This window comes from Kitasatospora sp. NBC_00315, from assembly GCF_041435095.1.
Lineage (GTDB): Bacteria > Actinomycetota > Actinomycetes > Streptomycetales > Streptomycetaceae > Kitasatospora.
In genome coordinates, this window is sequence record NZ_CP108025.1 from 2,303,479 (window position 1) to 2,317,557 (window position 14,079).

Sequence of the window (14,079 nt, forward strand, 5' to 3'; positions counted from 1 at the left end):
CCATGACTTCCCTGATCGAGTTCCCGGTCACCGCGGTGACCTGCCTGGAGGACCGCAGCCAGGTGACCCGCACCGCCGAGGTCGCACTGACGGCCGGTGTCCAGCGCCTGCGGCTCGGCCCGGTCACCGCGTTGACCGTGGACCGGACGCTGCGGGCGCGGAGCGGGCGGGACGGCGTCCGGGTCCTGGACGTACGGGTGGTGCGCGCCTGGACACCACGTACCCCCCGGTCGCCCGGCCCGGCGGACTCGCCGCTGCGCCACCGCCTGCACGAGCTGGACGAGCGGATCCGGGACGACGGCGGTCTGCGCGAGCGGCTGGAGGCCCGGCTCGCGCTGCTGGCGCAGCTCGCCGCCGACCTGCTGCGGGAGATCGGCGAGGGCGCCGGCCGCGGCGAGGTCGAGCGGGTGCGCTGGGCACGTGAGCTGGACCGGGTGGACGCCGACCGGGAGAGCCGGGGCGAGGAGCTGCGGGCCGCCCGTTCGCGACTGGGCGTACTGGAACAGGAGCGTGAGCAGGCCCGCACGGCGCTCGACCTGGCCGAGGAGGAGCCCGCCGAGCTCACCGCCCATCTGGAGCTCACGGTCGAGGCCGCCGAGGCCGGCCCCGCAGCCCTGACGGTCACCCACCTCGTTCCCTGTGCGCTCTGGCGGCCCTCGTACCGGGCGACCCTGTCCGGCGGCTCGCTGCGCCTGGAGTCGGAGGCGGTGGTCTGGCAGCGCACCGGCGAGGACTGGACGGACGTACGGCTCACGCTCTCCACCGCCCGGTCCGCGCTCGCCGGCGATCCGCCCCGGCTCAGCGAGGACCGTCTGACGCTGCGCGAGCGCAGCGCCGAGGAGCGCCGCACGGTCGAGGTCGAGCTGCGTGAGGAGGCGGTCAGCACGCTCGGCCCGTCGGCCGCCGTGCCGGGCGTCGACGACGGCGGCGAGGTCCGGGTGCTGCCCGCCCCGGCGCCGGCCACCGTGCCCTCGGACGGCCGGGCGCACCGGGTGCCGCTGGGCGCCTTCAGCGCGGCGGCCGGCAGCGAGTACGCCTGCGCGCCGGAGCTGTCGCCGCTGGTCACCCAGGTGGTCAGGTTCCGCAACGAGGCCGGTCACGCGTTGCTGGCCGGGCCGGTGGAGCTGGTCAGGGAGAGCGGCTTCACCGGGCGCGGCGAGCTGGCGTTCACCGCGGCCGGAGCCGGCGCCGAGCTGGCCTTCGGCAGTTCGGACGACTACCGCGTGGTGCGCGAGAGCGAGGAGCACGGCTCCACCGCCGGGATCACCCAGCGCCAGACGTCCACCCGGACGGTCCGGCTGTACGTCTCGCGGTTCTCCGGCCCGCAGGAGCACGACACCCGGGTGGTGACGGTCCGCGAGCGGATCCCGGTCTCGGAGGTGTCGGCGGTGGAGGTGAGGCTCCGCAAGGAGAGCTGCACGCCGTCGCCGGACGCCGTCGACGCCGACGGCATCGTCAGATGGGACCTCCCCATGGCACCGGGGGGCCGGCGGATCGTCACGCTGGTGTACGAGATCTCCTCGTCGGCCCGGGTCGCGGGGCTCTGACACCCGGACGGCCGGTGACACCACGCGGCGTACCGCCGTCCGGGGCCGGTTGGGACAGCCGCTCGGGGTAGAACTGGAGGATGATCCTGCACCTCGCACCCCTGGACGACTGGCTCACCGACCCCGGGCGGCCGTACGCCACCGCGTCGCTGCTGACCGACGGGTTCATCCACTGCGCGGCGGACGAGCGGACGGCGCTCGCGGTGGCCAACGCCTTCTTCGCCGACTCCCCCGGCCCGCTCATGGTGCTGCTGGTCGAGGAGTCGCTGGTGGAGCCGATGATCAAGTGGGAGGCCCCGGACGGTGCCCCGCCGCCGGGTGCGACGCCCGGCGTCCTCTTCCCGCACGTGTACGGCCGGCTGAACCGCAGCGCTGTGGTCGGTCTGGAGAAGGTCGAACGCGGCCCGGACGGACGCTGGGCGAGCCTGCTGCCCTGGAGCTGAGGCGTCGGGCCCGGGCCCGCCCCCCGGGACGGGAGGGCCCGGCCCGTCACAGCCAGCCGCGTTCGCGGGCCGCCATCCCGGCCTGGAAGCGGGTGGTGGCGCCCAGCTCGCGCATCAGGCTCTGCAGCCGGCGCTGGGTGGTGCGGGCGCTCCAGCCGAGCGAGCGGGCGATGGACTCGTCGGTGAGGCCGGCCGCGAGCAGGCCGAGCAGTTTGCGGTGGTCGGTCTCCGGCTCCAGCGAGCCGTCGGCGGTGCCGATCGCCGCCTGGAGCTGGATGGCGCGTTCCCACTCCGCCTCGAACAGCGTGTCCAGGGCCTGGAGCAGCGCGGAGGGATGGATCACGTAGGCGGCGTCCAGGACGCTGTCGCCGACGCTGATCGGGACGATCGCCATCCGGTCGTCGGACATGATCATCTTCATCGGGAGGACCGGCCGCACCCGGGCCTCCTCGCCGTCCTCGACGCCGACCAGGATGTTCTTCTCCAGCCGGCCGGGCCAGGCGACCGCCTCCCGGTCGTAGATGGTCCGCAGGCGCAGGCCCTCCTTGAGCCGCCGCCGCTGGACGGGGTTGTCGGCGACCGGATCCTGGATGTACGGGGGGCAGTCGAAGCCGCGCACCTGGTACTGGCTGGTCTCGGTGATGTGCTCCAGCCGCTGCGCGATCGCCTCGCCGCCGGTCAGCACCTCCACCGAGTGCGCCGGGTCGGTGTAGCGGGAGGCCTCCCGGAAGGCGTCCATCAACCGGTGCATCTCGGCCCGGGCATGGCGCAGTTCGGCCTCGCGGTGGCCGATCAGGGTACCGATGGCGACGTCGGGGGCGACCGGCAGGAAGCGCTGGCGGTCCACCGGCGCACGGGTGGCCATCCCGTGCTGCGCCAGCCGGTCGAGGGCCCGGCCGCTCTGCTGGAGGGTCAGGCCGCACTGCTCGGCCAGATCCTCCGCCGTGGACTGCGGGTTGGCCACCAGCGCCGTGTAGATCCGACCGTCCGGCTCTGCCAGACCCAACGCGCTGAGTGCTTCCGACACGACGCCCCTCCCCTTCGCCACTGCGCCCCGCCCTGGGCGCGGTCCCGTGTGGTGCAGTCCCCCGTGGCGCAGTCCCGCCACCCGGCGGGTCGTTCCTCGATGGCAATCCTCTGCCACGGATCATCCGGCTGACAAGGCGGTGCGGCCAGGTTCACACCGAACTCCCGGAACGCGAGAGGGCCTCCCCGCCGTTCAGCGGGGAGGCCCTCATCAGCAGGTATGAGCAGAACCGTCGGTTCTGCCGGTACGCCGCCGCGTCTCAGCCGGGCCCTACAGGCCGACCTCGTGCATCAGCTGGCCGACCTCGGGGTTGGTCAGGCGGCGCAGCCAGCCGGACTTCTGGTCGCCCAGGGCGATCGGGCCGAAGTGGGTGCGGACCAGCTTCTCGACCGGGTAGCCCGCCTCGGCGAGCATCCGGCGGACGATGTGCTTGCGGCCCTCGTGCAGGGTCACCTCGACCAGGTAGTTCTTGCCGACGTTCGAGAGCACCTTGAAGCTGTCGGCACGGGCGAAGCCGTCCTCCAGCTCGATGCCCTGGGCGAGGATCTTGCCCAGGTCACGCGGGATCGGGCCCTGGATCGCCGCCATGTACGTCTTGGTCACGCCGTACTTGGGGTGGGTGAGGCGGTGGGCCAGCTCACCGTGGTTGGTGAGCAGGATGATGCCCTCGGTCTCGGTGTCCAGCCGGCCCACGTGGAACAGCCGGGTCTCCCGGTTGGTCACGTAGTCGCCCAGGCACTGGCGCCCGTCGGGGTCCTCCATGGTGGAGACCACGCCGGCCGGCTTGTTGAGCGCGAAGAACAGGTACGACTGGGTGGCGACGGTCAGGCCGTCGACCTTGATCTCGTCGTGCTGGGCGTCGACCCGCTTGCCCTGCTCGGTCACCAGCTTGCCGTTGACCATGACCCGGCCCTGGGTGACCAGTTCCTCGCACGCCCGGCGGCTGCCCATGCCGGCCCGCGCCAGCACCTTCTGCAGGCGCTCGCCCTCGGGCTCGTCGAAGGTCTTCGGGAGCTTCACGGCCGGCTTGTCGTGCCGGGCCAGCACCGCGTCCTCGATCTTGGCCTGCAGCTCGCGGGAGCGCTGCGGCTGACGGCGCGGGTCGCCCGGAGCGCCCTGGCCCTCCTTGCGCGGTGCCTGGGTGCGCGGACGCTGGCTCTGCGGGAGTGCCTTGCGGGCGCCGTAGTGACCGCCGGAGCCGAACTCGGGGCGGTCGTACTTGCGCTCCTCGGGGCGCAGCGGACGGTCCGGGTACTGCGGGCGGTCGTCGCGGCGGTCGCCCCGGCTGTCCCGGTTGTCCCGGCCGCTGTCCCTGCCACGATCGTCGCGCCGGTCGTCCCGACCGTACGAACCACCGCCGGAGCCACCACGCGAACCGCCACCACCGTACGAACCACCGCCGGAGCCACCGCGAGAACCGCCACCACCGGAGCCACCGCGACCGTACGAACCGCCGCCACCGCTGCCGCCGCCGTAGGAGCCGCCACGGCTCCCGCCCTGGCCGCCACCGGAGCCGCCGCCGTACGAACCACCACCGGAGCCACCGCGCGAACCGCCGCCCCCGTACGAACCACCACCGGAGCCGCCGCCGTACGAACCACCACCGGAGCCGCCACCGGAGCCGCCGCCGTACGAACCACCACCGGAGCCACCGCGCGAACCGCCGCCCCCGTACGAACCACCACCGGAGCCGCCACGCGAACCGCCGCCCCCGGAACCACCGTACGAGCCGCCACCGCTGCCGCCGGAGCCGCCGCCGTAGGAGCCGCCACGGCTCCCGCCCTGGCCGCCACCGGAGCCGCCGCCGTACGAACCACCACCGGAGCCACCGCGCGAACCGCCGCCCCCGTACGAACCACCACCGGAGCCACCGCGCGAACCGCCGCCCCCGTACGAACCGCCGCCGGAGCCGCCGCCGTACGAACCACCACGGCTGCCACCCTGGCCACCGCCCTGCTGGCCTCCGCGGCCCCCGCCCTGTCCGCCTCGGCTGCCGCCGCCGCCGCTGTTCCTGTCGTTGCCACTGCTACGCATCAAAAAGTCCGTACGTCGATTCCGTCTGGGATGTGCAAGTCGTCTCGGCCGACCTCACCGCCCCCTACCGATCAGACGCAGCCTGACCGGCCTCACCGCTGCGGTCCGCAGATTGCGCGGCAGCGGCGGCGACCGCATCCGCGATCGTCGTGCCCTCCAGGGACTCCGCTTCCACGTCGTCGACCTCGGGCAGGAAGGGCGCGAGCTCCGGCAGCTCGTCCAAGCCGCGCAGCCCCATCCGTTCCAGGAAGTAGTTCGTCGTCCGATACAGGATCGCACCTGTTTCGGGCTCGGACCCGGCCTCGTGCACCAGTCCTCGCTGTACCAGGGTACGCATCACGCCGTCACAGTTCACACCACGGACGGCCGATACCCGCGATCTGGACACCGGCTGCCGGTAGGCGATGACCGCCAGGGTCTCCAGTGCGGCCTGGGTCAGCCTGGCCTGCCGGCCGTCCAGGACGAACCTCTCGACGGCCGGTTCGCAGGCCGCCCGACTGTAGTAGCGCCAGCCTCCGGCCACCGGGCGGAGGTCGAAACCGCGGCCCTGCGCGGTGTACTCGGCCGCGAGTTCGCGCAGCGCGAGGGCGACCTCGGCCCGGGGGTACTCCAGCACGTCGGCCAGGTGCGCTTCGGCGACCGGCTCCTCGACGACCATGAGGATCGCCTCCAGCGCGGGCTTCAGCGGGGTCTGCGCCCGGTCCGCCCCGGCCGCCCCGGCGGGCTCCAGCGGCTCCCGGCGCCCGGCCGGCCCCGGCCGGTGGTCAGCGACCGGCGGACCGGCCGGCCGGTCGCCCTGCACCGGGTCGCCCTGCGCCGGGTCGCTCTGGTGCGGCAGCCTGCCGCCGGTCCCGCCCTCCTCGGGCGACTCCGCGGGCTCACCGGGCTCACGGACCGGGGGCGCGGGCTCACGGACCGGCGCCACGGCCTCCCAGGGGCCCGTCCCGGCGTCGTGAGCGGGATCCTGCCACTCCTGGGTGCGGGGACGCCCCGGGAGCCCCAGTGGCCGCCGGGGCGGCTTCCGGGCGCCCGGGAGGGCCGGCTCCCCGGCGGGCTGTCCGGGGCGGTCCCGGGGCGGTCGCTCCCCGGCCGGGGTGTCCGGACCGGGACGGTCCTCCCGGCGCCGCTCGTCGTGGCGCGGGGTCTCGGGCGCGGTCATCGCGGGCCTCCGTCCTTGCGGGCGTCCGTGCGGGCGTCCTCGCGGACGTCCGTGCGGGTACGTTGCTCCGGTTCGCCGGGCGGCCGGTCGAACTCGTCCGTCACCTCGACGCCCGTCCGGTCCGCCGGCGCCACCCAGCGCACCAGCAGCTCCCCCAGCGCCTGCGGCTGCTCGAACGCGAGCACCCGCTCGCGGTAGAGCTCCAGCAGGGCGAGGAACCGCGCGACCACGACGAGGTCGTCGGGCGCGTCGGCGACCAGCTGCTGGAACGAGGCCTCACCGAGCGAGCTGAGCAGCTCCACCACCAGGGCCGCCTGCTCCCGCACGCTGACCGGCGGGGCGTGGATGTGGTCGATGTGGACGACCGGCGCCGGTCGCGGGGTCATCGCCTTCGCCGCCAGCCGGGCCAGCTCCTGCGGCCCGATGCCGAGGACGACCTCCGGCAGCAGCCGCGTGTGCCGCGGCTCCAGGCCCGCCCGCCGGGGGTGGTGCAGCAGCTCGGCGGCCCAGCGCTCGCCGAACACGGCGGCGGCGCGCTTGTAGGCGCGGTACTGGAGCAGTCGGGCGAAGAGCAGGTCGCGGGCCTCCAGCAGGGCGAGGTCCTCCTCGTCCTCGACCTCGGCCCCGGGCAGCAGCCGGGCCGCCTTGAGGTCCAGCAGGGTGGCGGCGACGACCAGGAACTCGGTCGCGGCGTCGAGATCCCAGTCGGGGCCCATCGCGCGGATGTGGGCGACGAACTCGTCGGTGACCCGGGAGAGGGCCACCTCGGTGACGTCCATCCGGTGCTTGGCGATCAGGCCGAGCAGCAGGTCGAACGGGCCCTCGAAGTTGTCCAGCCGCACCCGGAAGCGCCCGTCCCGTTCCGGTGCGGTCGGTGCGGCGGGGTCAGCGGTGGCGACGGCGGTGGGGATCTCGTTCGTGCTCGGCATGACGGTCCATCTTCACCCGACCACGCCGCCCGGCCCGGTCAGGGGGCGGCGACACGCCGCCGCGGCCGACCCGGCTCCCGCCCGGCGGCCGTCCGCCGCCGACGTACCCGGGGCCCGATCCCGGTCCGGCCGTTTCCCGCCCGTCGGGTCCGCCGCCTCCCACGGGACCGTTACGCCGTCCTACCGGGAGGTCGTTCCGCCGCCCGGCGCACGGCCTCCGTCCGCCGGTGCGCGGCCCGGTGCGCGGCCCGGTGCGGGCCGCTCAGCGCCCGCGCAGCCGCCGGACCAGGATGCTGGCCTCACCGCGCTGCTCCAGGTCGGCCAGGACGACCGCGATGGCCTCCCGGACGATCCGGCCGCGGTCGACGGCGAGGCCGTGCTCGCCGCGCAGCACCAGCCTGGCGTGTTCGAGATCCATCAGTTCCTCGGCGGACACGTACACGGTGATCTTCTCGTCGTGCCGCTCGCGGCCGCTGGGCCGCCGTGGGGCCCGGCTGCGCGACCGGGCGCGCCGGGCGGGGTCGGCGCCGCCCTGGTCCTCGGCCGTGCCGTGCTGACGGGCCTGCGCGCCGGCCTGGCCCGGGCCCTGGGCGGGCAGGGTCGGGCCCGGCGCGCCCTGGCCCCGCGGGCCCTGGGCCGGCGCCGGGACACCGGGCCGGTCTCCGGGGTGCTGCTCGGGGCCGGAACGGCCGGCACGGGCGTCCCGGTCGGCGTGCTCGGTTCCGTTGACGTCCCGTGCGGTCTCCGCCCTGGGCGCCTCGGCCGACCGGCCGAGGGAGGGCGAGAGGGCCATCCCCCCGGTGGTCCGGAACAGCTCGTCGGCACCCGGGAGACTCACTCGGCGGGGCGGCACCGGTCGAGCACCTCCCTGGCGAGCTGGCGGTAGGCGGCGGCGCCGACCGAGTTGGTCGCGTACGTCGTGATCGGCTCACCGGCGACGGTGGTCTCCGGGAACCGGACGGTACGGCCGATGACGGTGTGGAAGACGTGCTCGCCGAACGCCTCGACCACCCGCGCGAGCACCTCACGGCTGTGCACCGTGCGGGAGTCGTACATGGTGGCGAGGATGCCGTCCAGGCGCAGCTCGGGGTTGAGCCGCTCGCAGACCTTCTCGATCGTCTCGGTCAGCAGCGCCACCCCGCGCAGCGCGAAGAACTCGCACTCCAGCGGGACGATGACGCTGTGAGCGGCCGTCAGGGCATTGACCGTCAGCAGACCCAGCGAGGGCTGGCAGTCGATGATGACGAAGTCGTAGTCGGGCAGCAGCGGCCTGAGCGCCCGCGCGAGCGCGGACTCCCGGGCCACCTCGCTGACCAGCTGCACCTCGGCGGCCGACAGGTCGATGTTGGAGGGCAGCAGGTCCATGCCGGGCACGGCGGTCTTGAGCAGCACCTCATCGGCCGTCAGCCCGCGCTCCATGAGGAGGTTGTAGACGGTGACGTCGAGCTCCATCGGGTTGACCCCGAGGCCGACGGAGAGGGCGCCCTGCGGGTCGAAGTCGACCAGCAGCACCCGGCGGCCGTACTCGGCCAGCGCGGCTCCCAGGTTGATGGTCGACGTGGTCTTGCCGACGCCGCCCTTCTGGTTGCACATCGCGATGATCTGCGCGGGGCCGTGCTCGGCCAGCGGCGCCGGGATCGGGAAGTAGGGCAGCGGCCGGCCGGTGGGGCCGACCCGCTCGCGGCGCTGACGCGCGGCGTCGGGGGCCAGGGTGGCGGCGTACTCGGGGTCGGGCTCGTACTCGGCGTCCGGGTCGTCGTAGGCGCCGTAGGCGAACTCGCCGTAGACCAGCCCGTGTGACGGCAGGTCGGCGTCGTAGTCGGTGACCGGTGCGGCGGCCTGGCGCGCCTCGAAGGTGCGGACCGCGACCGAGCCGACCTCGACCGAGCCCACGGTGGCCTGGCGGGCCCCGGGCCCCTCACTCGGCTGTCCGGCGGTGTGCCCCGCCAGTCCTGGCTGACCACCCCCGGGAGCAAATGTCGACTCATTCACAAGTCGTCTTACCTCCTTGGGCATCCAGGACTCTATGTCGATTCGTCAGCGTGGCAGCATGCCGACGGTTTGCGACTCTAGGCCGTTCAAGGCATTCGCAGCAACACAATCCACGGTAGTGGGCAGGATGTGTCGACTATCGGGCCACCCGCTGTCAAGGGATGGGCGGCCTCTCGACCCTAACGTTTCTGCGGTCGGGTGACGCGACCCACAGAGATTGACGACACCCGGCCGGTGACCGTCCGGCTACCCTCCGACCCCGCTCCGCGGTGGTCCGCCACCCGCTCCGGAGCCCACCTGCCGGCATGCCCCGGGGCCGGTCCCCAGGGCATGCCGAAGCCCCCGGCCCGAGGGGAGCGGGTCGGGGGCCGACGACCCGCCCCTGCGGGAGGGCGGGCCTGGCTGAGGGAGTGTCAGGCGAGCACGCTGTCCAGGGAGACGGACTCCAGGCCGAAGGCCTCGGCCACACCCGCGAAGGTGATCTGGCCCTCGTGCGCGTTCAGGCCGGTGGCCAGCGCCGGGTCACGGCGCAGGGCGTCCTTCCAGCCGCGGTTGGCCAGCTCCACGATGTACGGCAGCGTGGCGTTGGTCAGCGCGTACGTGGAGGTGTTCGGGACGGCGCCCGGCATGTTCGCCACGCAGTAGAAGACCGAGTTGTGGACCTGGAAGGTCGGCGCGTCGTGCGTGGTGGGACGCGAGTCCTCGAAGCAGCCGCCCTGGTCGATCGCGATGTCGACGAGCACGGAGCCCGGCTTCATCCGGGAGACCAGCTCGTTGGTGACGAGCTTGGGGGCCTTGGCACCGGGGATCAGGACGGCGCCGATCACCAGGTCGGCGTCGAGGACGGCCTTCTCCAGCTCGAACGCGTTGGAGGCGATGGCCTTGATCTTCGTGCCGAAGATCTTGTCGGCCTCGCGCAGCTTGTTGATGTCGCGGTCGAGCAGGGTCACGTCGTAGCCCATGCCGATGGCGATGGTGGCCGCGTGCCAGCCCGAGACGCCGCCGCCGATGACCACGGCCTTCGCCGGGTGGGTGCCGGGCACACCGCCGGGCAGCGTGCCGCGGCCGCCGGCCGGGCGCATCAGGTGGTACGAGCCGACCTGCGGGGCGAGCCGGCCCGCGACCTCGGACATCGGGGCGAGCAGCGGCAGGGCGCCGTTGGCGAGCTGCACCGTCTCGTACGCGATGGCGGTGGTGCCGGACGCGAGCAGCGCGTCGGTGCCGGCCCGGTCGGCCGCCAGGTGCAGGTAGGTGAAGAGGGTCTGGCCCTTGCGCAGCCGGTGGTACTCGGAGGCGATGGGCTCCTTGACCTTCAGCAGCAGGTCGGCGGTGGCCCACACCTCGTCGGCGGTGGGGAGGATGGTGGCACCGGCGGCCACGTACTCCTCGTTGGGGATCGAGGAGCCGAGACCGGCGTTGTCCTCGATGTAGACCTCGTGTCCGTTACGGACCAGCTCATGCACGCCGGCGGGCGTGATGGCCACGCGGTACTCGTGGTTCTTGACCTCGCGGGGGATGCCGACCTTGGTCACGGCTAAACACGTCCCTCTTGCCTGTGGTCCCAACCGGGGGAAGACCGGTGGGCGACGCGCACGGGAAGCCTCCGGACGACACCGGGGCACAGTTCACTGCGCGACTAGGTTCGAGTGTAATGAAGCCCAGTCGGCGTGTCAGCCTTCCAAAGTGGATTAATCAGCGGGAGACATTGGCAGGTTCGTAGGCTTGCATCTTGGATTACCTACCAATACCGTCCAAAAACGGCATCTCCGGCATTACTCCGAAGCCACGCGCTACCAGCCGCCATCGACCTGGGCCCGCAGCTGCTCCAGAGCGACCGTGACCGCCTGCCGGCCCTGCTCGTCGCCGAGCCGGCGCAGCACCGCCAGGGACGCCCGGTACTCCCGCTCCGCCTCCTCGAAACGGCGCTGGGCGGTGTGCGCCTCGGCCACCCGGGCGAACAGCCGGGCCTGCGCGGGGTGATCGCCGAGGGCCTGTCGCAGCCCGAGTGCGCGCCCGTACGCGTCGGCGGCGCGCACCGGGTCCCCGAGGGCGCGGTGGCAGCCGGCCGCGCCCTCCAGGGCGCGCGCGCAGGCGGGTTCGTCCGCCGCCGCCCGGGCGTGCTCCAGGGCCTCCCGGTAGCGGATCGACGCCTGCTCCCAGTGGCCGGCCGCGGCCTGCAGGCCGGCCATGTTCAGCAGCGCGGCGGCCGCCCGACGGGGCGAGCCGTTGCGCTCGGCGACCCGCAGCACCGACGCGTGCAGCTGGTGCAGGTCCGCGGGCGCGGGGGCGCCGGTCAGCGGCAGGGCCCGGAGCAGGGCGGTGACCAGCCTCCCGGCCGTGCCGTCCAGATCTCCCTGGCCGACCGCGTCGGCCACCGCGCCGAGCAGCAGGTCCCGCTCGCCCAGCAGCCACTGCCGGGCCTGGGCGGCGCTGCGCAGGCGCAGCGGCCCCGGCAGCGGATCCGGTCCGGGCCCGTCGGCCGGGTCGAGCAGCGCCCGGGCCGAGTCGACCAGCCGGACGAGCCGCTCCAGCAGCCGGGCCCGCGCCAACTCGGTCTCGGCCGGGCGGTCGGTGGCCTCCCGCAGCTGGACCAGCCGGGGGTAGAGCCGGCCGGGCACCCGGTAGCGCGGGGTGCCGTCCTCGGCCGGCGGCTCCTCGCCGAGAAGTTCCAGCGCGGCGAGCGCGGCCAGCGCGGCGGCCGCCTCCGGCGCCGGGCAGCCGACCAGTGCGGAGGCCGTCCGCAGGTCGGCGATCTGGGCCGGGGCGAGGGTCAGGGTGCGCAGCATCCGCGCCTGGGCGGTCGGCAGCGTGGCGTAGAGCAGGCCGAAGGCGCCGATCAGCGGGTCGTTGTCGGGGACGGGCACCGGCTCGGCCGGTCCCGGGGCCGGCGGTGTCCAGCTCTCGGCCGGCTCCTCGGCAGCGGGGCGCTCCGCGCCCGGCTGCCGCCCGGCGGCCCCGGGGTCCGCCGGGGCCGCGGGCGCCGCCGGGGCCGTGCTGCCCGTCGGCGCCGTGGGGGCCGTGCTGCCCGGCGCCGGCCGGGGCCCGCCCCCGCCCCGCCGGCCACCCGCACCGTCCTTGCCGTCCTCGCCGTTCCTACCGCCCACGCCCGCGGGCCCCGGCGCGGCGCCGGGAGCGTCGCCCTCGCCGCCGGGCCCACCGCGCGAGCCGGCCGTCCCGCCCTCGTCCGCTCCACGGCGGCCGTCCACACCCGGGGCGCCCCCGCCGGGGCCGTCACCACCGCCGGGGCCGTCACCGCGCCGGCCGTCCCCGCGCTTCCGGCCCGCGCCACGGGCGCCTCGCGCGCCCTTCGCGCCGGGGACCCCGCCACCGGGGGGAGCCGCCTCGCCGGTGGCGCGGGCCAGTTCGCGGGCCGCGTCGGTGACCGCCGCCTCGGGGTTGCTCCGCAGCCACCCCGCCATCAGGCGCAGCGCGGCCGGCCGGGAGGCGCAGGCCTCGGCGAGGTCGGCGCCGCCGACCGGGTCGCAGCCGATCCGGTTCCCGCCGACCAGCTCCCCGAGCAGGGCGACCGAGGTCTGTTGCTCCAGGCCGCCGAGAATGCAGGGGTCGATGTCCTCGATCCCGGTGAGCGGGCCGGCCGTCGTCGCCACGACCAGGCAGCCCGGCTCGTCCGCGAGGAGCGGCCAGAGCTGCCCGGCGTCCTTGACGTCGTCCAGCATCAGCAGCACCCGGCGCCCGGCCAGCGCGGCCCGCAGCCGCACGCAGGCGGGATCGTCGCGGCCGTCCGCCCCGACGCCGGGGAGCAGCACCGCGTCGACCGTTCCGCCGAGCTGCTCCAGCAGCCTGCGGGCGACCTGGCCGGGCGGCACCCGGCCGCCGTCGGGGGCGGAGAGGCGGGCGTAGAGGACTCCGTCGGGGTAGTCGGCGGCGACCTCCCGGGCGAACCGCACGGCGAGGGTGGTGCGGCCGGAGCCGGGCCGGCCGGCCAGCACCAGGACGGGGCTGCGGCCGGCGGCCGGCCGGGCCGCGGCGGCCCGCAGCGCGGCGAGTTCGGTGCGCCGTCCGGCGAACACGGAGGGCCCGGCGGGCAACCGGTCCACGGCGCCGTCCGGGGTCGGCCGTGCGTCCATCGTCGCCGTCTTCCTCGCCACCAGCGCCACTCCCGACCTGTCACTCAGCGGAGCCGGCCCGTCATGGGCCACTGTCAGCGAAGCGTAGTTCGACCGTACGGCGCAGCGGGGGTGACATCCGGTCGTACGAACCGGTAAATCACCCCTGTGGATCAACGAGGGCCCCCGGGGCCGCCCGACCGGGGTGCCGGCCCCCCGCCGGGTTCAGTCGAGGTCGAACGGCCTGGCCGGCCAGGGCGCGTCGGCCGGGCGCAGCGCGTCCGTGCCGCCGTCGGAGCGCAGTGCGGCCTGCAGTGCCAGCGAGCCGGTCACCAGGGTCGGGTTGTGCAGCTCGCCGGCCAGGGCCAGGGCGACCACGTCGTCGAGCGGCACCCGGGCCACCTCGATCTCCAGCTCCTCGCCGTGCGCCTCGTAGCGCTCGCCCTCGGCGGCCGCGAGGTCGGTGGCCAGGAAGATCCGCAGTGCCTCGTCCGAGCTGCCGGGCGAGGTGTAGATGTCGACCAGGAGTCTCCACCGCCCCGCCGTGCAGTGCGCCTCCTCGTACAGCTCGCGCTGGGCGGCGTGCAGCGGATTCTCGCCGGGCACGTCGAGCAGCCCGGCGGGCAGCTCCCACAGGCGCTGGTGGACGGGGTGGCGGTACTGGCGCACGACCAGCACCCGCTGCTGCTCGTCGAGGGCGAGGATGGCGACCGACCCCGGGTGGACCTGGTAGTCGCGGCGGGCGCTGGAGCCGTCCGGCATCACCACCTCGTCGGTGCGCACCCCCGTCACCCGGCCGCGGAACGGCTCCTCGCTGTGCAGGACGCGCCACTGCTCGGCGTCGTCGTGGATGGGCCGGCCTGCGTCTGTCATCGCACTCT

Annotated in this window: 10 protein-coding genes and 1 pseudogene; 2 read left to right on the forward strand and 9 right to left on the reverse strand. The window is 74.8% G+C overall.

Annotated elements, in window-relative coordinates; translation table 11 throughout:
* The first annotated feature begins 2 nt into the window (after positions 1–2).
* Complete coding sequence (locus tag OG823_RS09105; protein ID WP_371478954.1) at positions 3–1,547, forward strand: mucoidy inhibitor MuiA family protein; 1,545 nt, start codon at positions 3–5, stop codon at positions 1,545–1,547.
* 80 nt (positions 1,548–1,627) lie between these two features.
* Entirely contained in the window at positions 1,628–1,990 is a 363-nt protein-coding gene (locus OG823_RS09110) for a DUF952 domain-containing protein (RefSeq protein WP_371478955.1), read from the forward strand.
* 46 nt (positions 1,991–2,036) lie between these two features.
* On the opposite strand, the gene OG823_RS09115 is transcribed toward OG823_RS09110, so the two are convergent.
* From OG823_RS09115 to OG823_RS09155, 9 genes and pseudogenes are all read right to left on the reverse strand, one after another.
* Positions 2,037–3,017, reverse strand: a complete 981-nt coding sequence (locus OG823_RS09115) for a helix-turn-helix domain-containing protein (RefSeq protein ID WP_371478956.1) — start codon at positions 3,015–3,017, stop codon at positions 2,037–2,039.
* A 270-nt stretch (positions 3,018–3,287) separates the two neighbouring features.
* A pseudogene (locus tag OG823_RS09120) lies at positions 3,288–4,667 on the reverse strand (pseudouridine synthase); the annotation flags it as partial.
* Positions 4,668–5,115: 448 nt separating this feature from the next.
* On the reverse strand, positions 5,116–5,709 hold the full coding sequence (locus OG823_RS09125) for an SMC-Scp complex subunit ScpB (RefSeq protein WP_371484369.1): 594 nt from the start codon (positions 5,707–5,709) through the stop codon (positions 5,116–5,118).
* Positions 5,710–6,206: 497 nt separating this feature from the next.
* Entirely contained in the window at positions 6,207–7,139 is a 933-nt protein-coding gene (locus OG823_RS09130) for a ScpA family protein (protein WP_371478957.1), read from the reverse strand.
* 262 nt (positions 7,140–7,401) lie between these two features.
* A complete protein-coding gene (locus OG823_RS09135; RefSeq protein ID WP_371478958.1) occupies positions 7,402–7,932 on the reverse strand; it encodes a hypothetical protein in 531 nt (176 codons plus the stop codon).
* Between the two features lie 41 nt (positions 7,933–7,973).
* Positions 7,974–9,032, reverse strand: coding sequence for a ParA family protein (locus OG823_RS09140; protein WP_371484371.1), 1,059 nt, complete (start codon positions 9,030–9,032; stop codon positions 7,974–7,976).
* A 512-nt stretch (positions 9,033–9,544) separates the two neighbouring features.
* On the reverse strand, positions 9,545–10,663 hold the full coding sequence (ald, locus tag OG823_RS09145) for an alanine dehydrogenase (RefSeq protein WP_371478959.1): 1,119 nt from the start codon (positions 10,661–10,663) through the stop codon (positions 9,545–9,547).
* 258 nt (positions 10,664–10,921) lie between these two features.
* Complete coding sequence (locus tag OG823_RS09150; RefSeq protein WP_371478960.1) at positions 10,922–13,219, reverse strand: AAA family ATPase; 2,298 nt, start codon at positions 13,217–13,219, stop codon at positions 10,922–10,924.
* A gap of 204 nt (positions 13,220–13,423) precedes the next feature.
* Positions 13,424–14,071 (reverse strand): NUDIX domain-containing protein, encoded by a 648-nt coding sequence (locus tag OG823_RS09155; RefSeq protein WP_371478961.1) that lies wholly within the window; start codon positions 14,069–14,071, stop codon positions 13,424–13,426.
* Positions 14,072–14,079: the final 8 nt, after the last annotated feature.